Source organism: Escherichia sp. MOD1-EC6300, assembly GCF_002965045.1.
Taxonomy (GTDB): domain Bacteria; phylum Pseudomonadota; class Gammaproteobacteria; order Enterobacterales; family Enterobacteriaceae; genus Escherichia; species Escherichia coli_F.
The window spans coordinates 115,299-137,436 of record NZ_PTRH01000006.1; the positions used below are offsets into that span (position 1 = coordinate 115,299).

General features: G+C 50.4%; 20 protein-coding genes. 12 read left to right on the top strand and 8 right to left on the bottom strand.

The window, feature by feature from the left end; translation table 11 throughout:
- Window positions 1-128: 128 nt before the first annotated feature.
- A complete protein-coding gene (gene acnA, locus BGE37_RS11555) occupies window positions 129-2,804 on the top strand; it encodes an aconitate hydratase AcnA (RefSeq protein ID WP_105288038.1) in 2,676 nt (891 codons plus the stop codon).
- Between the two features lie 63 nt (window positions 2,805-2,867).
- Here the strand turns inward: acnA and ribA are convergent, their stop codons facing one another.
- Complete coding sequence (gene ribA / locus BGE37_RS11560) at window positions 2,868-3,458, bottom strand: GTP cyclohydrolase II (protein ID WP_001176295.1); 591 nt, start codon at window positions 3,456-3,458, stop codon at window positions 2,868-2,870.
- 169 nt (window positions 3,459-3,627) lie between these two features.
- On the opposite strand from ribA, the gene pgpB reads away from it, so the two are divergent.
- The 5 genes from pgpB to yciH all read left to right on the top strand — a co-directional run bounded on the left by pgpB (window position 3,628) and on the right by yciH (window position 7,279).
- Complete coding sequence (gene pgpB, locus BGE37_RS11565; protein ID WP_105288039.1) at window positions 3,628-4,392, top strand: phosphatidylglycerophosphatase B; 765 nt, start codon at window positions 3,628-3,630, stop codon at window positions 4,390-4,392.
- A gap of 148 nt (window positions 4,393-4,540) precedes the next feature.
- Window positions 4,541-4,849: a lipopolysaccharide assembly protein LapA gene (gene lapA / locus BGE37_RS11570; RefSeq protein ID WP_000876284.1), complete on the top strand. Its 309-nt coding sequence runs from the start codon at window positions 4,541-4,543 to the stop codon at window positions 4,847-4,849.
- A 6-nt stretch (window positions 4,850-4,855) separates the two neighbouring features.
- On the top strand, window positions 4,856-6,025 hold the full coding sequence (gene lapB, locus BGE37_RS11575; protein ID WP_000891338.1) for a lipopolysaccharide assembly protein LapB: 1,170 nt from the start codon (window positions 4,856-4,858) through the stop codon (window positions 6,023-6,025).
- Between the two features lie 190 nt (window positions 6,026-6,215).
- Entirely contained in the window at window positions 6,216-6,953 is a 738-nt protein-coding gene (gene pyrF, locus BGE37_RS11580) for an orotidine-5'-phosphate decarboxylase (RefSeq protein ID WP_000176265.1), read from the top strand.
- Window positions 6,953-7,279, top strand: a complete 327-nt coding sequence (yciH, locus tag BGE37_RS11585) for a stress response translation initiation inhibitor YciH (protein ID WP_001353236.1) — start codon at window positions 6,953-6,955, stop codon at window positions 7,277-7,279. Before pyrF ends, yciH begins: the two co-directional genes overlap by 1 nt.
- A gap of 125 nt (window positions 7,280-7,404) precedes the next feature.
- Here the strand turns inward: yciH and osmB are convergent, their stop codons facing one another.
- The 3 genes from osmB to BGE37_RS11600 form a co-directional block, all read right to left on the bottom strand.
- Window positions 7,405-7,623 carry an osmotically-inducible lipoprotein OsmB gene (osmB, locus tag BGE37_RS11590; RefSeq protein WP_000498253.1) on the bottom strand — a complete coding sequence of 73 codons (219 nt, stop codon included), beginning with the start codon at window positions 7,621-7,623 and terminating at the stop codon, window positions 7,405-7,407.
- A gap of 268 nt (window positions 7,624-7,891) precedes the next feature.
- Entirely contained in the window at window positions 7,892-8,641 is a 750-nt protein-coding gene (yciT, locus tag BGE37_RS11595; protein WP_001088621.1) for a DNA-binding transcriptional regulator YciT, read from the bottom strand.
- An 89-nt stretch (window positions 8,642-8,730) separates the two neighbouring features.
- Window positions 8,731-8,904: a YciZ family protein gene (locus BGE37_RS11600; protein ID WP_001288368.1), complete on the bottom strand. Its 174-nt coding sequence runs from the start codon at window positions 8,902-8,904 to the stop codon at window positions 8,731-8,733.
- A 37-nt stretch (window positions 8,905-8,941) separates the two neighbouring features.
- Here BGE37_RS11600 and ymiD point away from each other — a divergent pair, with 37 nt between their 5' ends.
- Complete coding sequence (gene ymiD / locus BGE37_RS25600) at window positions 8,942-9,070, top strand: protein YmiD (protein ID WP_213054491.1); 129 nt, start codon at window positions 8,942-8,944, stop codon at window positions 9,068-9,070.
- On the opposite strand, the gene pdeR is transcribed toward ymiD, so the two are convergent.
- Window positions 9,052-11,037 carry a cyclic di-GMP phosphodiesterase gene (gene pdeR / locus BGE37_RS11605; RefSeq protein ID WP_000859969.1) on the bottom strand — a complete coding sequence of 662 codons (1,986 nt, stop codon included), beginning with the start codon at window positions 11,035-11,037 and terminating at the stop codon, window positions 9,052-9,054. The genes ymiD and pdeR overlap by 19 nt on opposite strands.
- A 53-nt stretch (window positions 11,038-11,090) precedes the next feature.
- Between pdeR and BGE37_RS11610 the strand changes: the two genes are divergently transcribed.
- Window positions 11,091-11,195 (top strand): hypothetical protein, encoded by a 105-nt coding sequence (locus BGE37_RS11610; protein ID WP_000221855.1) that lies wholly within the window; start codon window positions 11,091-11,093, stop codon window positions 11,193-11,195.
- A 76-nt stretch (window positions 11,196-11,271) separates the two neighbouring features.
- On the opposite strand, the gene rnb is transcribed toward BGE37_RS11610, so the two are convergent.
- From rnb to fabI, 3 genes are all read right to left on the bottom strand, one after another.
- Window positions 11,272-13,206 (bottom strand): exoribonuclease II, encoded by a 1,935-nt coding sequence (rnb, locus tag BGE37_RS11615; RefSeq protein ID WP_105288040.1) that lies wholly within the window; start codon window positions 13,204-13,206, stop codon window positions 11,272-11,274.
- Window positions 13,207-13,273: 67 nt separating this feature from the next.
- A complete protein-coding gene (locus BGE37_RS11620; RefSeq protein WP_105288041.1) occupies window positions 13,274-14,401 on the bottom strand; it encodes a carboxymuconolactone decarboxylase family protein in 1,128 nt (375 codons plus the stop codon).
- A 143-nt stretch (window positions 14,402-14,544) separates the two neighbouring features.
- Window positions 14,545-15,333, bottom strand: coding sequence for an enoyl-ACP reductase FabI (gene fabI, locus BGE37_RS11625; protein WP_000506492.1), 789 nt, complete (start codon window positions 15,331-15,333; stop codon window positions 14,545-14,547).
- Between the two features lie 476 nt (window positions 15,334-15,809).
- On the opposite strand from fabI, the gene BGE37_RS11630 reads away from it, so the two are divergent.
- The 4 genes from BGE37_RS11630 (at window position 15,810) to BGE37_RS11645 (ending at window position 22,130) form a co-directional block, all read left to right on the top strand.
- Window positions 15,810-16,376 (top strand): TetR/AcrR family transcriptional regulator, encoded by a 567-nt coding sequence (locus BGE37_RS11630; RefSeq protein ID WP_105271235.1) that lies wholly within the window; start codon window positions 15,810-15,812, stop codon window positions 16,374-16,376.
- Between the two features lie 148 nt (window positions 16,377-16,524).
- Window positions 16,525-17,646, top strand: coding sequence for an efflux RND transporter periplasmic adaptor subunit (locus BGE37_RS11635; RefSeq protein ID WP_000873802.1), 1,122 nt, complete (start codon window positions 16,525-16,527; stop codon window positions 17,644-17,646).
- Window positions 17,646-20,753 carry an efflux RND transporter permease subunit gene (locus BGE37_RS11640; protein WP_198598466.1) on the top strand — a complete coding sequence of 1,036 codons (3,108 nt, stop codon included), beginning with the start codon at window positions 17,646-17,648 and terminating at the stop codon, window positions 20,751-20,753. Before BGE37_RS11635 ends, BGE37_RS11640 begins: the two co-directional genes overlap by 1 nt.
- A 3-nt stretch (window positions 20,754-20,756) precedes the next feature.
- Window positions 20,757-22,130, top strand: a complete 1,374-nt coding sequence (locus BGE37_RS11645; RefSeq protein ID WP_000946226.1) for an efflux transporter outer membrane subunit — start codon at window positions 20,757-20,759, stop codon at window positions 22,128-22,130.
- Window positions 22,131-22,138 lie beyond the last annotated feature (8 nt).

A 22,138-nucleotide genomic window follows, 5' to 3' on the forward strand; every position in this document is an offset into this window, starting at 1 on the left:
TTGCCACAAGGTTTCTCCTCTTTTATCAATTTGGGTTGTTATCAAATCGTTACGCAATGTTTGTGTTATCTTTAATATTCACCCTGAAGAGAATCAGGGCTTCGCAACCCTGTCATTAAGGAGGAGCTATGTCGTCAACCCTACGAGAAGCCAGTAAGGACACGTTGCAGGCCAAAGATAAAACTTACCACTACTACAGCCTGCCGCTTGCTGCCAAATCACTGGGCGATATCACCCGTCTGCCTAAGTCACTCAAAGTTTTGCTCGAAAACCTGCTGCGCTGGCAGGATGGTAACTCGGTTACCGAAGAGGATATCTACGCGCTGGTGGGATGGCTGAAAAATGCCCATGCTGACCGTGAAATTGCCTACCGCCCGGCAAGGGTGCTGATGCAGGACTTTACCGGCGTACCTGCCGTTGTTGATCTGGCGGCAATGCGCGAAGCGGTTAAACGCCTCGGCGGCGATACTGCAAAGGTTAACCCGCTCTCACCGGTCGACCTGGTCATTGACCACTCGGTGACCGTCGATCGTTTTGGTGATGATGAGGCATTTGAAGAAAACGTGCGCCTGGAAATGGAGCGCAACCACGAACGTTATGTGTTCCTGAAATGGGGAAAGCAGGCGTTCAGTCGTTTTAGCGTCGTGCCGCCAGGCACAGGCATTTGCCATCAGGTTAACCTCGAATATCTCGGCAAAGCAGTGTGGAGCGAATTGCAGGACGGTGAATGGATTGCTTATCCGGATACACTCGTTGGTACTGACTCGCACACCACCATGATCAACGGCCTTGGCGTGCTGGGGTGGGGCGTTGGTGGGATCGAAGCCGAAGCCGCAATGTTAGGCCAGCCGGTTTCCATGCTTATCCCGGACGTAGTGGGCTTTAAACTCACCGGAAAATTACGTGAAGGTATTACCGCCACAGACCTGGTTCTCACCGTTACCCAAATGCTGCGCAAACATGGCGTGGTGGGGAAATTCGTCGAATTTTATGGTGATGGGCTGGATTCACTACCGCTGGCGGATCGCGCCACCATTGCCAATATGTCGCCAGAATATGGTGCCACCTGTGGCTTCTTCCCAATCGATGCTGTCACCCTCGATTACATGCGTTTAAGCGGGCGCAGCGAAGATCAGGTCGAGTTGGTCGAAAAATATGCCAAAGCGCAGGGCATGTGGCGTAACCCGGGCGATGAACCGATTTTTACCAGTACGTTAGAACTGGATATGAATGACGTTGAAGCGAGCCTGGCAGGGCCAAAACGCCCACAGGATCGCGTTGCACTGCCCGATGTACCAAAAGCATTTGCCGCCAGTAACGAACTGGAAGTAAATGCCACGCATAAAGATCGCCAGCCGGTCGATTATGTTATGAACGGACATCAGTATCAGTTACCTGATGGCGCGGTGGTCATTGCTGCGATAACGTCGTGCACCAACACCTCTAACCCAAGTGTGCTGATGGCCGCAGGTTTGCTGGCGAAAAAAGCTGTAACTCTGGGCCTCAAGCGGCAACCGTGGGTCAAAGCGTCGCTGGCACCAGGCTCGAAAGTCGTTTCTGATTATCTGGCAAAAGCGAAACTGACACCGTATCTGGATGAACTGGGATTTAACCTTGTGGGATACGGTTGTACCACCTGTATTGGTAACTCTGGTCCATTGCCCGATCCTATCGAAACGGCAATCAAAAAAGGCGATTTAACCGTCGGTGCGGTGCTGTCCGGCAACCGTAACTTTGAAGGCCGTATCCATCCGCTGGTTAAAACTAACTGGCTGGCCTCGCCGCCGCTGGTGGTTGCCTATGCGCTGGCGGGAAATATGAATATTAACCTCGCTTCTGAGCCTATTGGTCACGATCGTAAAGGCGATCCGGTATATCTGAAAGATATCTGGCCATCGGCACAAGAAATTGCCCGTGCGGTAGAACAAGTCTCCACAGAAATGTTCCGCAAAGAGTACGCAGAAGTTTTTGAAGGCACAGCAGAGTGGAAGGAAATTAACGTCACACGATCCGATACCTACGGTTGGCAGGAAGATTCAACCTATATTCGCTTATCGCCTTTCTTTGATGAAATGCAGGCAACACCAGCACCTGTGGAAGATATTCACGGTGCGCGGATCCTCGCAATGCTGGGGGATTCGGTTACCACTGACCACATTTCTCCGGCGGGCAGCATTAAGCCCGATAGCCCGGCGGGGCGATATCTACAAGGTTGGGGTGTTGAGCGCAAAGACTTTAACTCCTACGGTTCGCGGCGTGGTAACCATGAAGTGATGATGCGCGGCACCTTCGCCAATATTCGCATCCGTAATGAAATGGTGCCTGGCGTTGAAGGGGGGATGACGCGGCATTTACCTGACAGCGAGGTCATCTCTATTTATGATGCCGCGATGCGCTATAAGCAGGAACAAACGCCGCTGGCGGTGATTGCCGGGAAAGAGTATGGATCAGGCTCCAGCCGTGACTGGGCGGCAAAAGGTCCGCGTCTACTTGGCATTCGTGTTGTGATTGCCGAATCGTTTGAACGAATTCACCGCTCGAATTTAATTGGCATGGGCATCCTGCCGCTGGAATTTCCGCAAGGCGTGACGCGTAAAACGTTAGGGCTAATCGGGGAAGAGAAGATTGATATTGTCGATCTGCAAAGTCTACAACCCGGTGCGACGGTTCCGGTGACGTTTACGCGCGCGGATGGTAGCCAGGAAGTCGTACCCTGCCGTTGTCGTATCGACACCGCGACGGAGTTGACCTACTACCAGAACGACGGCATTTTGCATTATGTCATTCGTAATATGTTGAAGTAACGAGTATTTGCTTGCCGGTTATTTTGCTTCCGGCAAGCAAATGAATTACACAATGCAAGAGGGTTATTTGTTCAGCAAATGACCCATTTTCTCGGCTTTGGTATCGAGATAATGTTCGTTATTGGGGTTACGACCTACAATCAACGGTACGCGTTCAACAATATTAATCCCAGCTTCGGTCAGAATTTCGACTTTTTTCGGGTTGTTGGTTAACAAGCGGACTTCATTGACGCCAAGGAGTTTGAACATATCAGCGCAAAGAGTGAAGTCGCGCTCATCAGCGGCGAAGCCTAACTGGTGGTTAGCCTCTACAGTATCGTAACCTTGATCCTGCAGTGCATAAGCGCGGATTTTATTCAGCAGACCAATGTTACGACCTTCCTGACGGTGATACAGCAAAATACCACGGCCTTCTTCGGCAATTTGCGTCAGTGCCGCTTCGAGCTGGAAGCCACAATCGCAGCGCAAGCTGAACAGGGCGTCACCGGTCAGACATTCGGAATGGACGCGCGCAAGTACCGGGGTATGCCCGGAAATATCGCCATAGACTAGCGCGACATGATCGTGTCCGGTTGCCAGTTCTTCAAATCCCACCATCAGGAAATCGCCCCATGGGGTTGGCAGTTTGGCTTCTGCCACACGTTTAAGCTGCATGAAATTCTCCAGATAATGCTGGTTCTGTATTGGCTTATTTTGCCATAACGAGAAGGGGTTCACCTAATCACGACGCGTCGATCGTTCACGGAATGGCACAAATCTGTCAATTTTTCCTGGAACTGGCATTTTCAGTTATGATTGTGGGACTTATCAAAAAGGAGATGCCATGCGTTCGATTGCCAGACGTACCGCAGTGGGAGCTGCACTATTGCTTGTTATGCCGGTAGCCGTATGGATTTCTGGCTGGCGTTGGCAACCTGGAGAACAAAGTTGGCTACTAAAAGCGGCTTTTTGGGTTACTGAAACCGTTACCCAACCCTGGGGTATCATCACGCATCTGATTTTATTCGGCTGGTTTCTCTGGTGTCTGCGTTTTCGCATTAAGGCCGCCATTATGTTATTTGCCATTCTGGCGGCGGCAATCCTTGTGGGACAAGGCGTTAAATCCTGGATCAAAGACAAAGTCCAGGAACCACGACCTTTTGTAATCTGGCTGGAAAAAACACATCATATTCCGGTTGATGAGTTCTACACTTTAAAGCGAGCAGAACGCGGAAATATAGTGAAAGAACAGTTGGCTGAAGAGAATAATATCCCACAATATTTGCGTTCACACTGGCAGAAAGAGACGGGGTTTGCCTTTCCTTCCGGTCACACGATGTTTGCTGCCAGTTGGGCGCTGTTGGCCGTTGGGTTGCTGTGGCCGCGTCGGCGAACGTTAACCATTGCTATCTTGCTGGTCTGGGCAACAGGAGTCATGGGAAGCCGCCTGCTACTCGGGATGCATTGGCCGCGCGATCTGGTGGTAGCTACGTTGATTTCGTGGGCGCTGGTGGCGGTGGCAACGTGGCTTGCACAACGAATTTGTGGGCCATTAACACCACCTGCGGAAGAAAATCGCGAAATTGCGCAACGAGAACAAGAAAGTTAACGCTGGTTGATTTTCTGAATTTAGCCCTTAAATCATCAACAATGCGCGTGGTTGCCATTTCGCAGACGGCGCGAAAATGGTACTTTAAAGGGCTATTGCGGTAAGTTGACCATAATTTATTCGCTCTAACCACATAACGGGAAGTAATGTGAAATATTTACTCATTTTCTTACTGGTGTTAGCGATCTTCGTGATTTCGGTCACGTTGGGTGCGCAGAACGATCAACAGGTGACGTTTAATTATCTGTTAGCGCAAGGGGAGTACCGTATTTCCACATTGCTGGCGGTATTGTTTGCTGCGGGGTTTGCTATCGGTTGGCTGATTTGCGGCCTGTTCTGGCTGCGAGTTCGTGTTTCCCTGGCGCGCGCTGAACGTAAAATAAAGCGACTGGAAAACCAGCTTTCACCCGCGACTGACGTGGCTGTAGCGCCGCATTCGTCAGCGGCGAAGGAATAACTTTCTATGCTGGAGTTGTTGTTTCTGCTTTTGCCTGTAGCCGCTGCCTATGGCTGGTATATGGGCCGCAGAAGTGCGCAACAAAACAAGCAAGATGAAGCCAACCGCTTGTCGCGTGATTACGTAGCGGGGGTTAACTTTCTGCTTAGTAATCAACAGGATAAAGCGGTAGACCTGTTTCTCGATATGCTTAAAGAGGATACGGGTACCGTTGAAGCCCACCTTACGCTCGGAAACCTGTTCCGTTCGCGTGGCGAAGTTGATCGCGCTATTCGCATCCATCAGACCCTAATGGAAAGCGCCTCGCTGACCTATGAACAGCGTCTGTTGGCGATTCAACAACTGGGGCGTGATTACATGGCCGCCGGGTTATACGACCGCGCGGAAGACATGTTCAATCAACTGACCGATGAAACTGACTTCCGCATTGGCGCGCTGCAACAGTTGCTACAAATCTATCAGGCTACCAGCGAGTGGCAGAAAGCAATTGATGTTGCCGAACGCCTGGTGAAGCTGGGTAAAGATAAGCAGCGCGTCGAAATTGCTCATTTCTACTGCGAGTTAGCCCTACAGCATATGGCCAGCGACGATCTCGATCGTGCCATGGCCTTGTTAAAAAAAGGTGCGGCGGCAGATAAAAACAGCGCCCGCGTATCCATCATGATGGGACGCGTATTTATGGCGAAAGGAGAATACGCCAAAGCCGTCGAAAGTTTGCAACGCGTGATATCCCAGGACAGAGAATTGGTCAGCGAAACGCTGGAAATGCTGCAAACCTGCTACCAGCAGTTGGGTAAAACTGCCGAATGGGCAGAGTTCCTGCAGCGCGCGGTGGAAGAGAACACCGGTGCCGATGCTGAACTAATGCTTGCGGACATCATCGAAGCGCGCGACGGTAGTGAGGCCGCACAGGTCTATATTACGCGTCAGCTTCAGCGTCATCCGACCATGCGTGTGTTCCATAAGCTAATGGATTACCACTTAAATGAAGCGGAAGAAGGGCGTGCTAAAGAGAGTCTGATGGTGCTGCGTGACATGGTTGGCGAGAAGGTGCGTAGTAAGCCTCGTTATCGCTGCCAGAAATGTGGTTTTACCGCATACACCCTCTACTGGCATTGTCCATCTTGTCGGGCCTGGTCAACCATTAAACCGATTCGCGGTCTTGATGGCCTGTAATTTTTAAAAAAATCCGACTTTAGTTACAACATACTGGTTATTAATGTTCCATTGTGCTCCGGTAACTCGGGCGCAGAAAAGCCTGCCAGGGGGAAATCGCAACTGTTAATTTTTTATTTCCACGGGTAGAATGCTCGCCGTTTACCTGTTTCGCGCCACTTCCGGTGCCCATCATCAAGAAGGTCTGGTCATGACGTTAACTGCTTCATCTTCTTCCCGCGCTGTTACGAATTCTCCTGTGGTTGTTGCCCTTGATTATCATAATCGTGATGCCGCGCTGGCCTTTGTCGACAAGATCGACCCACGCGATTGTCGTCTGAAAGTCGGCAAAGAGATGTTTACGCTGTTTGGACCTCAATTTGTACGCGAACTTCAACAGCGTGGTTTTGATATCTTCCTCGACCTGAAATTTCACGATATTCCCAACACTGCAGCGCACGCTGTCGCTGCTGCAGCTGACTTAGGCGTGTGGATGGTGAATGTTCACGCCTCCGGTGGGGCGCGTATGATGACCGCAGCGCGTGAGGCACTCGTCCCGTTTGGCAAAGATGCACCGCTTTTGATTGCTGTGACGGTGTTGACCAGCATGGAAGCCAGCGACCTGGCCGATCTTGGCGTGACGCTGTCACCTGCAGATTATGCAGAACGTCTGGCGGCACTGACGCAAAAATGTGGCCTTGATGGTGTGGTGTGTTCTGCTCAGGAAGCTGTGCGCTTTAAACAGGTATTCGGTCAGGAGTTTAAACTGGTTACGCCGGGCATTCGTCCGCAGGGGAGTGAAGCTGGTGACCAGCGCCGCATTATGACGCCAGAACAGGCGTTGGCGGCTGGTGTTGATTATATGGTGATTGGTCGCCCGGTAACGCAATCGGTAGATCCAGCGCAAACGCTGAAAGCGATCAACGCCTCTTTACAGCGGAGTGCATGATGAGTGATTCCAACAGCCGTCTGGTCTACTCAACGGAAACCGGACGTATTGATGAGCCAAAAGCGGCCCCTGTACGCCCTAAAGGCGACGGTGTGGTGCGTATTCAGCGTCAGACCAGTGGACGTAAAGGTAAGGGCGTTTGCTTGATTACCGGTGTCGATCTCGATGATGCCGAACTGACAAAACTGGCAGCGGAACTGAAGAAAAAATGCGGCTGCGGCGGGGCAGTTAAAGATGGAATTATTGAAATCCAGGGTGATAAGCGCGATTTATTAAAATCACTGCTTGAAGCGAAAGGGATGAAGGTAAAACTCGCCGGCGGTTAACATAAAAAGCCACGGATATATCCGTGGCTTTAGAATATTTTACTGTGTGTATTATTCAGTTATTTCGTACTGAACAGAATCAAGTGTATTATAATTGCGAGTCGATAATCGACATTTATTTACGATTATTTACCGACCTGGTGACCAATAACACCACCGACGGCTGCACCACCTAATGTACCCAGCGTACTGCCATCGGTCAGTACTGCACCGCCTAATGCACCTGCGCCCGCGCCAATTGCGGTGTTACGGTCTCGTTTAGACCAGTTAGAACAGGCACTCAGAGACATTGCCAGGGTAATTGCCAGAACAGCCGCGGTCATTTTTTTGCTCGTTACAAACATAATACTCTCTCCTGAATTTATGATTCACGGAAGTAAGCTCTCTATAACTATAATAGCTAAGAATAAGCTTGGTGAAATTATTCCGTGAAATCCGCTCGCGCGCAGGGTTATATCACGCAGGTGATAATGACTTCCTGTTATATCGCTGATAATAATTTTATATCTTGAGAGTGTTAATAACAGGTAAATAGTCTTAATTATCAACCAGGAATCATCTTAGAGCGGATGATTTGCAAAACAGCAAATCATCCGTAGAGAAGGGAAATGGTTAAATGTCAACGACGTGAACGGTGAGTTTACTGTGCTCAAGATGCATCAGATCGCTGGCGCGTATTTTCGAATCGGTAATCACGCGATTGAATCGCTCAACGGGGCCGATGGAGTATGAATGTACAGCACCAAATTTCGAGCTGTCAGTCAGGACTATCGCTTCGCACTCTTTTTCCAGCACGGCATTGACCACATCGGTACGCATCATATCGCGACCGGTAAACCCAGTTTCAGGCTGCCAGCCATCAATACCAATAAATGCTTTGCTGAAATGCACCTGTTGGATGCACTGGCGTGTCAAAGGACCAACCATACTTTCGCTTTTTTTCTGGTACACGCCACCGAGCAAAATGACTTCACAAGGCGCGTCTTTAAGCAAATGTGCAATATAGCTGCTGACCGTGATGATCGTGACATTTTTCTTCTGCTCGCCCAGAGTCCGGGCGAGCAGGGCATTGCTGCTGCCATTTTCGATAAAGATAGTTTCGCCCGGTTGAACCAGTGACGCGGCAAACTCGGCGAGTTCACGCTTCAGTGTATAGTTGCTCATCATACGGGTTTCGACGTCATCACTATCAAGCGAAACTGCAAAGCCATGTGCACGGCGGAGGTAACTCAGTTTTTCGAGGGTGTTGAGATCCTGGCGAATGGTAACTTCAGAAACTCCAGTGGCTTTTGCCAGATCGGTTACGCTAACCTGACCCTGGTCAATGACCATCTGTAGAATAGTTTGTTGTCGGGAATTCATCGCTGTAATTCTTATAACGTTATAATACTTAATAAAAAAATACTGACGCGCCGGGCATCCTCAAATAGGAAAACCTGAAGGCACGATTGTTAAATCTCCCACGGTGCCTTCGGGATGTCTGGCGTAGATTCAGCAACCTGGCGCAAGAGTTCTGCTTTAAGTATCTCGAGATTATGGATCGCAGAGTGGTAATCGCCTGCCACAAGGATATCTAACACAATATCAATACGTTCGGCAACGCGCTGGGCATCAAATTCAGACATCAAGGACATCCTTATAGCAAAAGGGAGAAAATGAATAATGCAAAAATTGCCGCTAAAAGAGAAGTGTTTAACGGCAACGGCTAATTATCATCCGGGAATACGATATATAATGACGGAATACATCGCTAAGTATATATATTCATCTACTTATGAGCGCTTCAGATAGCGTTTATACCAGCGTTCGAAGGCGACGGCGGGCATTGGTTTGGCAAACAAAAATCCTTGCCGCTCATTGATCCCGTTCTTGGTTAAAAAAGCATCTTCCTTTTTACTCTCCACTCCTTCAGCGATCACCTGAAGATTCAATGCCTGGGCCACAGCGACGATCGCCCGGACCAGCGACTGCGATACAGGTTGTTTGTGAATATCTCGAACAAAAACCTGGTCAAGTTTAATCGCATCGATCGGAAAGCGCGCCAGTTGCGAAAGTGAAGAGTAGCCGGTACCAAAATCGTCCAGATGCACTTGCGCACCTAGTTGGCTAAATTGTTGAATAACAGACAGTGCCAGTTCATCATTCTCAATCAGGCAGCTCTCCGTCAGTTCAACATCAATAGGGCAGTATTCAAAATTGAGTTCCTGGAGAACCTGTTTCAGGGCGGTGAAAATGGTTTGATCGGCGAGCTGACGTGCAGAAATGTTTACCGCCACTCGCAGGTTAATGCCTTTATCCCGCCACTTCGCCACCTGGCGTACGACATCGAGAATCACCCAACGGCCTAAAGGCACAATTAGCCCTGACTCTTCGGCGTAGGAAATAAAGTCCAACGGTGGAATCAACCCACGTTCAGGTGACTGCCAACGTACTAAAGCTTCCAGACTGCGTACTTCGCCACGCCAGGTGATTTTCGGTTGATAGTGAATAACCAACTGATCGTTTTCCAGTGCTTTACGCAAGTTGGTATCCAGCCAGAGATATTCAAATACCCGCTGATTCATTTCTGGGGTAAAAACGCAAAATTGTCCTCGTCCGCCTTCCTTCGCTGTGTACATTGCTGTGTCGGCGTGACGAATAATAGCCGCGCTGTCCGAACCATGTTCGGGAGAGAGTGAAATACCCACTGAACAGCTGGTATAAACTTCAATTAAACCAATGCGGAAGGGGAGTCGTAAGCGGGTCAAAATTCGTGATGCCATTGCTTCCAGCGCGCTTTGTGAGGTATTGGATGCCAGTACCAGAAACTCATCGCCACCTGGACGCGCCAACACCTGATCATGTTCGAGACAGCTTAAAATGGCCAATGACACTTCGCGTAATAGCTGGTCACCAAACAAATGCCCATAAGCGTCGTTGACCTTTTTAAAATTATCCAAATCAAGATACACAACCCCAACTTTATTGTTATCTGCCTGATTAATGGCGTGATCGATTAACTCCTGCATTGCGTTACGATTCGGCAGTCCGGTGATACTGTCGGTATTTGCCAGAATACGCAGTCGCTCCTGAGCGCGGCGCTCTTCGGTAATGTCGGTGCCGGAACAGATTAAAAAAATCTCGTTCTTGCCACTGCCGCTGTGGACAAATTTATTGCGAAACAGAAACAGCCGCTGGCCTTTACGTGTTGGTATCCACAGTTCGACTTCATATGCATTGCCGCTTCGAAAAAATACACGGTTATTGCGCCTGGATGCCGCAGCTTCACGACGGCTCATAAACAGTTTAAACACGCTTTGCCCAATGACGTCGTGTTCTTTCAACCCTGTGTAATCTTCACATAACCGATTGAAGCGTTGGATATTCCCCCGACTGTCGAGAATCACTATTGCGGAATGTGCTTCAGAAACTACCTGCTCAGCAAAGGAAAGCCCGTGTGATAAATCACGAGCAACCGCCGGTGTGTCATGCCATGCCGACGCGTTGCCAGCCCATTCCCGTTTATTGATTTTTCGTCCTACCAGATGCACAGAAAGATCGCTTTCATCGACGGTCAGACTCATCATCAGGCTGGAAGTGATGACCGTCATTTCCCTGATGCGAGCAGCCTGTTCGGCAGATAACTGCAACGTACGTTCAGGTTCTGTGGTTTCGGTGGTAGAAAAGCGCAAAACATCGCTGCTTTCCGTCAACCGCCAGTATGGATTGTGCGATCCGAGAAAGTTGTACAACGTTGTGGACTCCCTAACGGTTTTCATGATGCATATCCTCCGGTTAACAGCGGAGTCCGCAGTTAAATAAAAGGAACAACATGACTTACATGAAATTAACGGCGGCTAAACGCATTGTTTTTTTTATCTATTTATTTGTAATCCAGTTTTGGAAAAACGCCAGTTTTCAAACGAAAGTCAGTTAAAAATCTGCCGGGATATGGCGAAGGTGGAGCGGGGAAATAAACGGCCCATTCATGAGGAATGGGCCGTGAAAGGAGATTACGCGACCGGGCGTGCAATAATGCTGCGGGTTTCCATGCGGACTTCGGCAATGGTGACGTCAATAACGTCGGTCACTTTGTAAGCCGTTTCACCTTTAATTTGTACAGTGCCGTTTTCCTGGCTGCAAACCAGTTCATCGCGCACAGCGTGTAAGAAAGGTGCTGGAATAAAGGCGATAGCGCCGTTATCAACCAAACGCACACGCATGCCGCCACGGCTGATATCGACAATTTCCGCCGCGAAATGGGTGTCGGTCCCGGCTTTGTCTTTCAGGAAGCGTGCGTATAACCAGTCGCCAACATCACGTTCTGCCATTCGGTTGAGACGGCGACGCTCGGCCATTTGGACAGTGATTTCATCCTGCGGACGCGTCGCAGTTTCGCCTTTGATAACCGCTTTCAGCAGACGGTGGTTGATCATGTCGCCATATTTACGGATTGGCGAAGTCCAGGTGGCGTATGCTTCCAGACCGAGGCCAAAGTGAGGACCGGGTTCAGTGCTAATTTCAGCAAATGACTGGAAGCGACGAATGCGGCTGTCGAGGAAACCAGTTGGTTGCGCATCCAGTTCACGACGCAGTTTGCAGAAACCGTCCAGCGTGAGCACTTCTTCGGCATCGACATGCAGACCGTGGGTTTTCAGCAACGCTGCCAGCGCGTCGGCATTCGCCGGATCAAAGCCCATATGCACGTTATAGATGCCAAAACCGAGCTTATCGCGCAGTACGCGGGCCGCACAAATGTTAGCGGCAATCATCGCTTCTTCGACGATACGATTGGCAATGCGACGAGGCTCGGCGACGATATCCAGCACTTCACCTTTTTCACCGAGAATAAAGCGGTAATCCGGGCGATCTTTAAATACCAGTGCGTGGCTATTACGCCACTCGCCACGGCGTTGGCAAATTTGCGCTAACAAACGGACTTGTTCGGCAATTGCTTCACTTTCAGGCTGCCAGTCACCGGTATTTTCCAGCCAGTCAGAGACCTGGTCATACACCAGCTTCGCTTTGGATTCGATGGTGGCGGCAAAGAATTCGATATTATCTTCAATGGTGCCATCAGCGGAGAGCGTCATGCGGCATGCCAGTACCGGGCGGACTTCATTGGCGCGCAGTGAGCAGAGATCGTCAGAAAGCTCGCGAGGCAGCATAGGGATGTTGAAGCCAGGCAGATAGTTGGTGAATGCGCGAATTTTCGCGGCTTTGTCCAGCTTGCTGCCTTCAGCAATCCACGCGGTTGGATCGGCAATCGCCACAATCAGCTGAAGTTTGTCATCCGGCAACGCCTTAGCGAAAAGGGCGTCATCCATATCTTCTGTGCTGGCACTGTCGATGGTGACAAAATCCAGCGCTGTCAGATCTTCACGAACCAGACCTTCATCGAGCATTTCGGTAGCGACGCCGTCTGGTGCTTCTTTTTCCAGGTTATGGCGCGCCAGGGTAACCCACCACGGTACAAAGTGGTCGTCACCAAAAGTGATGTATTGTGTTAGTTCAGCATAGAAAGAACGATCGCCTTTCAGCGGATGACGGCGCATTTCGGCAACCGCCCAGTCGCCTTCTTTAAACTCGTGGTTCAGGCCACGGGCTGCGCGGCAAGGAATGGCGTCTTTTAAGAGTGGATGATCAGGAACGATGGCCAGACGGTCATTTTTGCCCTGAACTTTACCCACGAAACGAGTCAGAAACGGTTCAACCAGTTCTTCTGGCTCTGCGGATTCACGTTCTTTTTCACTGTGGATCACCGCGATAATTCGGTCGCCATGCATGACTTTTTTCATCTGCGGCGGCGGAATGAAATAACTTTTTTGCGCGTCGACTTCCAGGAAGCCAAAGCCTTTTTCTGTGGCTTTTACCACCCCTTCAGCGCGTGGCGTCTGGGAATGCAGTTGCTGTTTAAGCTGCGCTAGCAGCGGGTTGTCCTGAAACATAATTGTCTATTTTGGTGGCCATTAGAGCGGCTGACAGTTTTACGCGAATCTGTCTGACGCGGCAAGGTTAATATGTCTCACCCAACGCGATTTTTAAGCGATTTATCCAGCCACACAGCCCGCTCCATACCAGCAGATTAATAATCTGCGTTGATGATTTTTCGTGTTCGAGTAATGGGCTGAACTGGGCGGCGCTAAAGCGATCGGGTGCTCGGGTCAGCCATTGTATCGCCTGAACGGTAGCGCGCTCAACAGAATCACGGTCAGCCCATTGGTTAATTTCATTTTCGCCCTTGCGCAGAAGGGGGCTGATTTTTTTATATTCATTTGATGAATTCATACAGGCGGCAAAACAAGCAGGACTGCCATTAATACGCGCGCATAACAACGCCGCAAGCTTATTATCCGGCTGTGTATTGACCCGTGTGCTGTTTAACAACTTTTCGAGAAGGGAAAGTGAAATAGGGTGGAGAGAGAGCGTTTCAGCCAGTTGGCACAGTTCTGCCGTTGAACTTTTTGCCTGTTCTTCAGGGAGTTTTTCCACCTCATAGCAGCTTCGCCAGCGTATTGATTCAACCGTAAACAGCGACGCGTCGGCGTAGTTTTGTATCTCCAGACCGGGTAACCAGCGTACCGAATGCCCGAGATAAGCCTGAAATGTCGCAATTGCCCGCGCCTGAAAGCCAATAAAACCAATGATTTGGTTGATAATCACACAGTCCCAGGCAGTAAGACCGACGTCATTCAGATGTTGGCGCGATCGGTTGTCGATAATAGAAGGCGAGCTGGCCAGTTGGCGGGCATATTGCGTGATTTGTGCCAAACGATGATTACTTTCCCTGGAGGAATCAGGCCCGGGGAGCGGCGTAAGTCGCGCCGAATAGTAGTTACATAACCGCTGGACGCCGCAAACCTGAGCAACCGTCAGGGCCGTCGACAAGCGTTCATAAGCGGTGAAGGTCTGTGAACGGGTCACAGTAAGCTGGTCAGGGAACAACTCCGCTGCAAGAATGCGCGCCGGGACCATCCATGAAAGGAAGGGGGCCAGCGTTTCTTTATCAAGGATCACGTCGAGCAGAAAGGGATCGCGAACCTTTGCGGCTTCCGGGACCAGAGGCAGAACGTCATTCTCCGCAGTACTGGATTGCGTTTCATGATACCAGTGGCTTTTGCCGGTGATGTGGCGTTGTTCCATGGGCGCTCCTTGGTCGTAAAGGAAATCGTTATCCTGACGCAAGGCGGGAAGGGGAGAAAGACGGATCGGCGATAACAAATATCAGAAAGGTATAACAGAGATAATGGGCGGCAGAACGCCGCCCATCTTGACCAACAGAACGATTATTTCAGTTCGAGTTCGTTCATAGCAGCGATGCTGAAACCGCCGTCAACATGGACCACTTCACCGGAGATACCGGCAGAGAGATCGGAGCACAGGAACGCTGCGGAGTTACCGACGTCTTCGATGGTAACGGTGCGACGAATCGGGGTAACGGCTTCGCAATGAGCCAGCATTTTGCGGAAGTCTTTGATACCGGAAGCCGCCAGAGTACGGATCGGACCAGCAGAGATGGCGTTAACACGCACACCTTCCGGACCCATCGCGTTCGCCATATAGCGCACGTTCGCTTCCAGAGACGCTTTTGCCAGACCCATAACGTTGTAGTTCGGGATAGCGCGCTCAGCGCCAAGGTAGGAAAGGGTCAGCAGGGCAGAACCCGGATTCAGCATGGAGCGGCAAGCTTTTGCCATTGCAACGAAGCTGTAGGAGCTGATGTCGTGGGCAATTTTGAAGCCTTCACGAGTAACGGCGTTAACATAGTCACCATCCAGCTGATCGCCAGGTGCAAAACCAATAGAGTGTACGAAACCGTCAAATTTCGGCCAAACTTTCCCCAGTTCAGCGAACATGGTGTCGATGCTGGTATCTTCGGCAACATCGCACTGCAGAACGATGTCAGAACCCAATTGAGCGGCAAATTCTTCTACGCGGCCTTTCAGTTTGTCGTTCTGGTAGGTGAATGCCAGTTCAGCTCCTTCGCGGTGCATCGCCTGAGCGATACCGTAGGCGATGGACAGTTTGCTGGCAACACCGGTTACCAGAATGCGCTTACCGGAAAGAAAACCCATAGCTTTAATCCTTATTGTTGATGCTTGTTGTGCCTGAAAATCAGGCGATTCGTCGTTTTAGTAAACAGTACGAACAGATAAACGGTTATTATAATCAACCTGGCTGTGGGTGGCTATAGTTGCGCTTTCTGTAGCGGAGAGAAGCTGCGGTACAGAGCATTTTGCGTTATCTACTCCTGACGCCTGCAAGGGGGAGGTTGGGGAAATATCTTATAGAATCTGACTTTGAAACTATTCGTATTAGCTCCGATAAGTTTGATGATGAAAACAGAACTGGCGACAACAAGTCGCTGTCTTTCTGATGAATTGACTCCAACTTAATATTGTCAACTATCTTCACAGAATCTCCACAATCTCTTCATTATCAGAATATGCATCATGAATAAATAAAAATACTTTCCATTACTTTGGAGAAACGTATAATTAGCAAAAATGAGAATGATCATTCTCACTAAGTGATAGGCCAGGAGACAGAAATGACCAGCAAGCTGGAGATACGCCACAAACAGCGTCAGGATGAAATCATTAACGCCGCCCGTCGGTGTTTTCGTCGCTGCGGATTTCATGCCGCCAGTATGTCGCAAATTGCCAGTGAAGCTCAGCTTAGCGTGGGTCAGATATATCGTTACTTCGCCAACAAAGACGCCATTATTGAAGAGATGGTTCGCCGTATCATCGACTTTCGTATTGCCCAAATGGACATTGACGCGCGTACCGATCACTTCCCGGAAGTCCTTGCCTTGCGTAAATCCTTAAATGAGGACGACGACGCGCTGATGCTGGAAGTGGCTGCAGAAGCCACACGCAACCCGCGGGTTATGGCAATGCTTGAAGAAGCTGACGCCAGAATGTTCGCTAACGGTTGTGCACATATGAAAAGAATGCATCCCCATCTTAGCGACGATCACATTCGTTGCTGCGTTGAAGTGTTTGCTACCATGATGGAAGGTACGGTTTATCGTCGTTTAACACCGCAAAAAAGCGATCCACAACATCTGCAGGAAATATATCAGGATATTGTTAGTATGTTGATAAATAAATAAGAACAGAATTAACCAATAGCGGGGGATATTAATCCCCCTTATTTCATTGCGAAATTCATTTCGCGATGCGGGTTCGTTATAACTGAATATCCCTGACATATCCTCATTAATTTCAATGAGGAGGGTATTTCTCACCCTGGAGAAAATAATGAAGTATATAGCAACATCTGTAGTGGCAATGCTGCTCTTATCGGGTTGTGATAATACGCAAAGTAACAATTCATCCCCGTCAGAAACAGAAGTCGGCGTTGTTACGCTCAAATCTCAACCGGTTTCGGTAGTCAGTGAATTAACCGGACGCACCAGTGCTGCGCTCAGTGCTGAAGTACGTCCGCAGGTTGGGGGAATTATCCAGAAACGCTTATTTAAGGAAGGTGATCTGGTCAAGGCTGGACAGCCTCTCTACCAGATTGATGCGGCCAGTTATCAGGCTGCATGGAATGAAGCCCGGGCAGCATTACAACAAGCACAGGCACTGGTAAAAGCCGATTGCCAGAAAGCGCAGCGTTATGCCCGACTGGTGAAAGAGAATGGTGTTTCACAACAGGATGCTGATGATGCTCAGTCTACCTGTGCACAAGATAAAGCCAGTGTAGAGGCGAAAAAAGCCGCACTGGAAACTGCGCGCATTAATCTTGACTGGACCACGGTAACCGCACCGATTTCAGGGCGCATTGGCATTTCGTCGGTAACCCCTGGCGCACTGGTGACCGCGTCGCAAGATACAGCGTTAACGACTATTCGTGGTCTGGATACAATGTATGTCGACCTCACTCGCTCCAGTGTCGATTTATTACGTCTGCGTAAACAGTCACTGGCGACCAACAGTGACACCATGAGCGTCTCACTTATTCTGGAAGATGGCACAACCTACAGCGAAAAAGGGCGTCTGGAACTCACCGAAGTCGCTGTAGATGAGTCTACCGGTTCGGTGACATTACGGGCGATTTTCCCCAATCCACAACAGCAGTTATTACCGGGAATGTTTGTTCGCGCTCGTGTCGATGAAGGCGTGATGGAAGACGCTATTCTCGCGCCGCAACAGGGCGTCACGCGCGATGCTAAAGGCAATGCAACTGCGCTGGTGGTGAATAAAGACAATAAAGTAGAGCAGCGAACGCTCGAAACGGGAGAAACGTATGGTGATAAATGGCTGGTGCTGAACGGCCTGCACAACGGCGACCGACTGATTGTTGAAGGTTCTGCCAAAGTCACTTCAGGGCAGACCGTCAAGGCTGTTGAAGTTCAGGCTAATGGAGGCAACGCCTGATGTTTTCGCGCTTTTTTGTTCGCCGCCCGGTCTTTGCCTGGGTTATCGCCATTTTGATTATGTTGGCGGGGATTCTGGCTATTCGCACATTGCCCGTCGCGCAATATCCTGACGTTGCGCCACCGACCATTAAAATTTCAGCCACTTATACTGGTGCTTCTGCCGAAACGCTGGAGAACAGCGTGACTCAGGTTATCGAGCAACAACTCACTGGGCTTGATAATTTACTCTATTTCAGCTCAACCAGCAGCTCTGATGGTTCGGTCAGTATTAATGTGACCTTTGAACAAGGTACCGATCCAGATACTGCACAGGTTCAGGTGCAGAATAAAATTCAGCAGGCGGAGTCGCGCCTACCCAGCGAAGTGCAGCAAACGGGTGTTACGGTGGAGAAATCACAAAGCAACTTTTTGCTGATTGCTGCCGTGTATGACACCACTGACAAAGCCTCCAGTTCGGATATCGCCGACTGGTTGGTTAGTAACGTTCAGGACCCGCTGGCGCGTGTTGAAGGTGTGGGGAGTCTGCAAGTCTTTGGCGCGGAATACGCTATGCGCATCTGGCTTGACCCGGCCAAACTGGCGTCTTACTCGCTAATGCCTTCAGACGTGCAAAGTGCTATTGAAGCGCAAAACGTGCAGGTTACTGCCGGGAAAATAGGGGCATTGCCTTCACCGAATACTCAGCAACTGACCGCAACGGTACGTGCGCAGTCTCGCTTGCAGACGGTGGATCAGTTCAAAAATATTATCGTGAAAAGCCAGTCAGACGGCGCAGTTGTTCGTATAAAAGATGTGGCTCGCGTTGAGATGGGCAGTGAAGATTATACCGCTATCGGCAAACTTAACGGTCACCCGTCTGCCGGGGTTGCTGTAATGCTTTCGCCCGGTGCGAATGCGCTGAATACGGCGACGCTGGTCAAGGATAAGATTGCCGAATTCCAGCGGAACATGCCGCAGGGATACGACATCGCATACCCGAAAGACAGCACTGAATTTATTAAAATCTCTGTAGAGGACGTAATTCAGACGCTGTTTGAAGCCATCGTATTGGTGGTTTGCGTGATGTATTTATTCCTGCAAAACCTGCGTGCCACACTGATTCCGGCGTTAGCTGTCCCCGTCGTTTTGCTGGGCACATTCGGCGTTCTTGCGTTGTTTGGCTATTCGATTAATACCCTGACGTTGTTTGCAATGGTGCTGGCGATCGGCTTGCTGGTGGACGATGCCATTGTGGTGGTGGAGAACGTCGAACGCATTATGCGTGACGAAGGGTTGCCCGCGCGTGAAGCCACGGAAAAATCAATGGGCGAGATTTCTGGCGCACTGGTTGCCATTGCGCTGGTGTTGTCAGCCGTATTCCTGCCGATGGCCTTCTTTGGGGGATCTACGGGCGTAATTTATCGTCAGTTCTCCATCACCATCATCTCCGCAATGCTGCTTTCCGTGGTGGTGGCATTGACCTTGACTCCCGCCCTGTGCGGTTCCGTCCTCCAGCATGTTCCGCCACATAAAAAAGGCTTTTTCGGCGCATTTAACCGCTTTTACCGCCGTACTGAAGATAAATATCAGCGAGGCGTAATTTATGTCCTGCGCCGTGCAGCCCGAACGATGGGGCTTTATGTCGTGCTGGGTGGTGGAATGGCCCTGATGATGTGGAAACTGCCGGGCAGTTTCTTACCCACTGAAGACCAGGGCGAAATCATGGTGCAGTACACGCTGCCGGCCGGGGCGACCGCTGCCCGTACAGCAGAAGTGAATCGCCAGATTGTTGACTGGTTCCTGATTAACGAGAAAGCAAATACCGATGTCATCTTTACCGTTGATGGTTTCAGTTTTAGCGGCAGCGGACAGAACACCGGGATGGCGTTTGTTTCGTTGAAAAACTGGTCTCAACGTAAAGGGGCAGAAAACACCGCCCAGGCTATCGCCCTACGGGCAACCAAAGAGCTGGGCACAATTCGTGATGCCACGGTATTTGCGATGACGCCGCCAGCCGTTGATGGGCTGGGGCAAAGCAATGGTTTTACGTTTGAATTGTTAGCTAACGGTGGAACCGATCGTGAAACACTGCTGCAAATGCGTAATCAGTTGATAGAAAAAGCGAATCAAAGTCCGGAGTTACATTCTGTACGCGCCAATGATTTGCCACAAATGCCGCAATTGCAGGTAGATATTGATAGTAATAAAGCGGTGTCATTAGGGTTGAGTTTGAATGATGTCACCGACACCCTGTCCAGTGCGTGGGGCGGTACTTATGTGAATGACTTTATTGACCGTGGTCGTGTGAAAAAAGTCTACATTCAGGGCGACAGCGAATTTCGTTCCGCGCCGTCAGACTTAGGTAAATGGTTTGTGCGCGGCAGCGATAACGTCATGACACCATTCTCTGCTTTTGCGACCACCCGCTGGCTGTATGGACCGGAAAGACTGGTGCGCTACAACGGCTCGGCAGCCTATGAAATTCAGGGCGAAAACGCGACTGGCTTTAGTTCCGGCGATGCAATGACAAAAATGGAGGAACTGGCAAACAGTCTTCCTGCGGGAACAACCTGGGCCTGGAGTGGTTTGTCATTGCAGGAGAAACTGGCCAGCGGTCAGGCATTAAGTCTGTATGCAGTTTCTATTCTGGTGGTTTTCCTCTGCCTTGCAGCACTGTACGAAAGCTGGTCAGTCCCGTTCTCGGTCATTCTGGTGATCCCTCTGGGGCTTCTTGGCGCGGCGCTGGCGGCCTGGATGCGTGATTTAAACAACGACGTTTACTTCCAGGTAGCGCTATTAACTACTATCGGCTTGTCGTCGAAAAACGCCATTCTGATTGTGGAATTTGCTGAAGCGGCGGTTGCAGAGGGCTATTCCTTGAGTCGTGCGGCATTACGCGCGGCGCAGACTCGTTTACGCCCAATCATCATGACCTCGCTGGCGTTTATTGCGGGGGTAATGCCGCTGGCGATAGCAACCGGCGCAGGGGCGAACAGCCGCATCGCCATTGGTACGGGCATTATTGGCGGCACGCTGACCGCTACATTACTGGCCATTTTCTTCGTTCCTCTGTTTTTTGTACTGGTGAAACGTTTGTTTGCCGGTAAACCGCGCCGTCAGGAGTAAGTTATGTTGCGCCGTTCTCTTATTTTTCTGGTGTTGTTGAGTGCGGGATGTGTCTCGCTCGATCCTCACTACAGTACGCCTGAATCCCCAATCCCGGCGACCTTGCCGGGAGCACAGGGCCAGGGGAAGGCAATCAGCCATGACTGGCAGCAGGTGATCCACGATCCCCGATTGCAGCAGGTAGTAACCATTGCACTGAACAGTAACCGCGATGTGCAAAAAGCGATTGCTGATATTGACTCAGCACGGGCGCTCTATGGGCAAACTAATGCGTCGTTATTTCCGACGGTGAATGCGGCCTTAAGTTCGACTCGCAGTCGTTCGCTGGCGAATGGTACGGGAACAACTGCCGAGGCTGACGGCACGGTGTCCAGTTATACGTTAGATCTGTTTGGTCGTAATCAGAGTTTATCTCGGGCGGCGCGGGAAACCTGGCTTGCCAGTGAATTTACAGCCCAGAACACTCGTTTAACGCTGATTGCTGAAATCAGCACCGCCTGGCTGACACTGGCGGCCGATAACAGCAACCTGGCCCTGGCAAAAGAAACGATGGCCAGTGCAGAAAACTCATTGAAAATTATCCAGCGCCAGCAACAGGTTGGCACGGCGGCAGCGACAGATGTCAGTGAGGCGATGAGTGTTTATCAGCAAGCGCGCGCCAGCGTTGCCAGCTATCAGACACAAGTGATGCAGGATAAAAATGCGCTGAACTTACTGGCAGGTACAACGCTTGCGGAAAATCTGCTACCGGGAACACTGGAAAGCCTGCCGGAACAAATGATAAGTCTGGTTCCTGCGGGAGTATCATCTGATGTTCTGCTGCGTCGCCCGGATATCCAGGAAGCGGAACATAATTTGAAGAGCGCCAATGCAGATATTGGCGCGGCGCGGGCTAACTTTTTCCCGACGATTTCGCTGACTGCCAGTGCCGGTGTGGGCAGTGACGCATTGTCGTCGTTGTTCAGCCACGGAATGCAGATCTGGTCATTTGCACCATCGGTCACATTACCGCTGTTCACTGGCGGAAGTAATCTGGCGCAGCTTCGTTACGCAGAAGCACAAAAGCGTGGGCTCATTGCCACCTATGAAAAAACCGTTCAGAGCGCATTTAAAGATGTCGCTAACGCACTGGCGCGGCGGACCACGCTTGAAGAGCAACTGGATGCACAGCGCCAGTATGTTAAAGCTGAGCAACAAACGGTCGATGTTGGCTTGCGTCGCTATCAGGCGGGTGTTGGTGATTACCTGACCGTGTTGACGGCGCAGCGCAGCTTGTGGAGCGCACAGCAGGAGCTGCTGGCACTGCAACTGACTGATTTTACAAACCGAATCACGCTCTGGCAGTCGCTGGGCGGCGGCATGTCATCACTCAAGTAAGGAATAAT

Bases quoted from the DNA above. Each gene is read 5' to 3' on its own strand.
- ymiD (WP_213054491.1), top strand. From the start codon at position 8,942: ATGCAAAAATTGCCGCTAAAAGAGAAGTGTTTAACGGCAACGGCTAAT.
- pyrF (WP_000176265.1), top strand. From the start codon at position 6,216: ATGACGTTAACTGCTTCATCTTCTTCCCGCGCTGTTACGAATTCTCCT.
- ribA (WP_001176295.1), bottom strand. From the start codon at position 3,458: ATGCAGCTTAAACGTGTGGCAGAAGCCAAACTGCCAACCCCATGGGGC.
- osmB (WP_000498253.1), bottom strand. From the start codon at position 7,623: ATGTTTGTAACGAGCAAAAAAATGACCGCGGCTGTTCTGGCAATTACC.
- yciH (WP_001353236.1), top strand. From the start codon at position 6,953: ATGAGTGATTCCAACAGCCGTCTGGTCTACTCAACGGAAACCGGACGT.
- BGE37_RS11640 (WP_198598466.1), top strand. From the start codon at position 17,646: ATGTTTTCGCGCTTTTTTGTTCGCCGCCCGGTCTTTGCCTGGGTTATC.
- BGE37_RS11630 (WP_105271235.1), top strand. From the start codon at position 15,810: ATGACCAGCAAGCTGGAGATACGCCACAAACAGCGTCAGGATGAAATC.
- fabI (WP_000506492.1), bottom strand. From the start codon at position 15,333: ATGGGTTTTCTTTCCGGTAAGCGCATTCTGGTAACCGGTGTTGCCAGC.
- yciT (WP_001088621.1), bottom strand. From the start codon at position 8,641: ATGAATTCCCGACAACAAACTATTCTACAGATGGTCATTGACCAGGGT.
- BGE37_RS11645 (WP_000946226.1), top strand. From the start codon at position 20,757: ATGTTGCGCCGTTCTCTTATTTTTCTGGTGTTGTTGAGTGCGGGATGT.
- pdeR (WP_000859969.1), bottom strand. From the start codon at position 11,037: ATGAAAACCGTTAGGGAGTCCACAACGTTGTACAACTTTCTCGGATCG.
- BGE37_RS11635 (WP_000873802.1), top strand. From the start codon at position 16,525: ATGAAGTATATAGCAACATCTGTAGTGGCAATGCTGCTCTTATCGGGT.
- BGE37_RS11600 (WP_001288368.1), bottom strand. From the start codon at position 8,904: ATGTCTGAATTTGATGCCCAGCGCGTTGCCGAACGTATTGATATTGTG.
- lapB (WP_000891338.1), top strand. From the start codon at position 4,856: ATGCTGGAGTTGTTGTTTCTGCTTTTGCCTGTAGCCGCTGCCTATGGC.
- BGE37_RS11620 (WP_105288041.1), bottom strand. From the start codon at position 14,401: ATGGAACAACGCCACATCACCGGCAAAAGCCACTGGTATCATGAAACG.
- pgpB (WP_105288039.1), top strand. From the start codon at position 3,628: ATGCGTTCGATTGCCAGACGTACCGCAGTGGGAGCTGCACTATTGCTT.
- BGE37_RS11610 (WP_000221855.1), top strand. From the start codon at position 11,091: ATGACTTACATGAAATTAACGGCGGCTAAACGCATTGTTTTTTTTATC.
- acnA (WP_105288038.1), top strand. From the start codon at position 129: ATGTCGTCAACCCTACGAGAAGCCAGTAAGGACACGTTGCAGGCCAAA.
- rnb (WP_105288040.1), bottom strand. From the start codon at position 13,206: ATGTTTCAGGACAACCCGCTGCTAGCGCAGCTTAAACAGCAACTGCAT.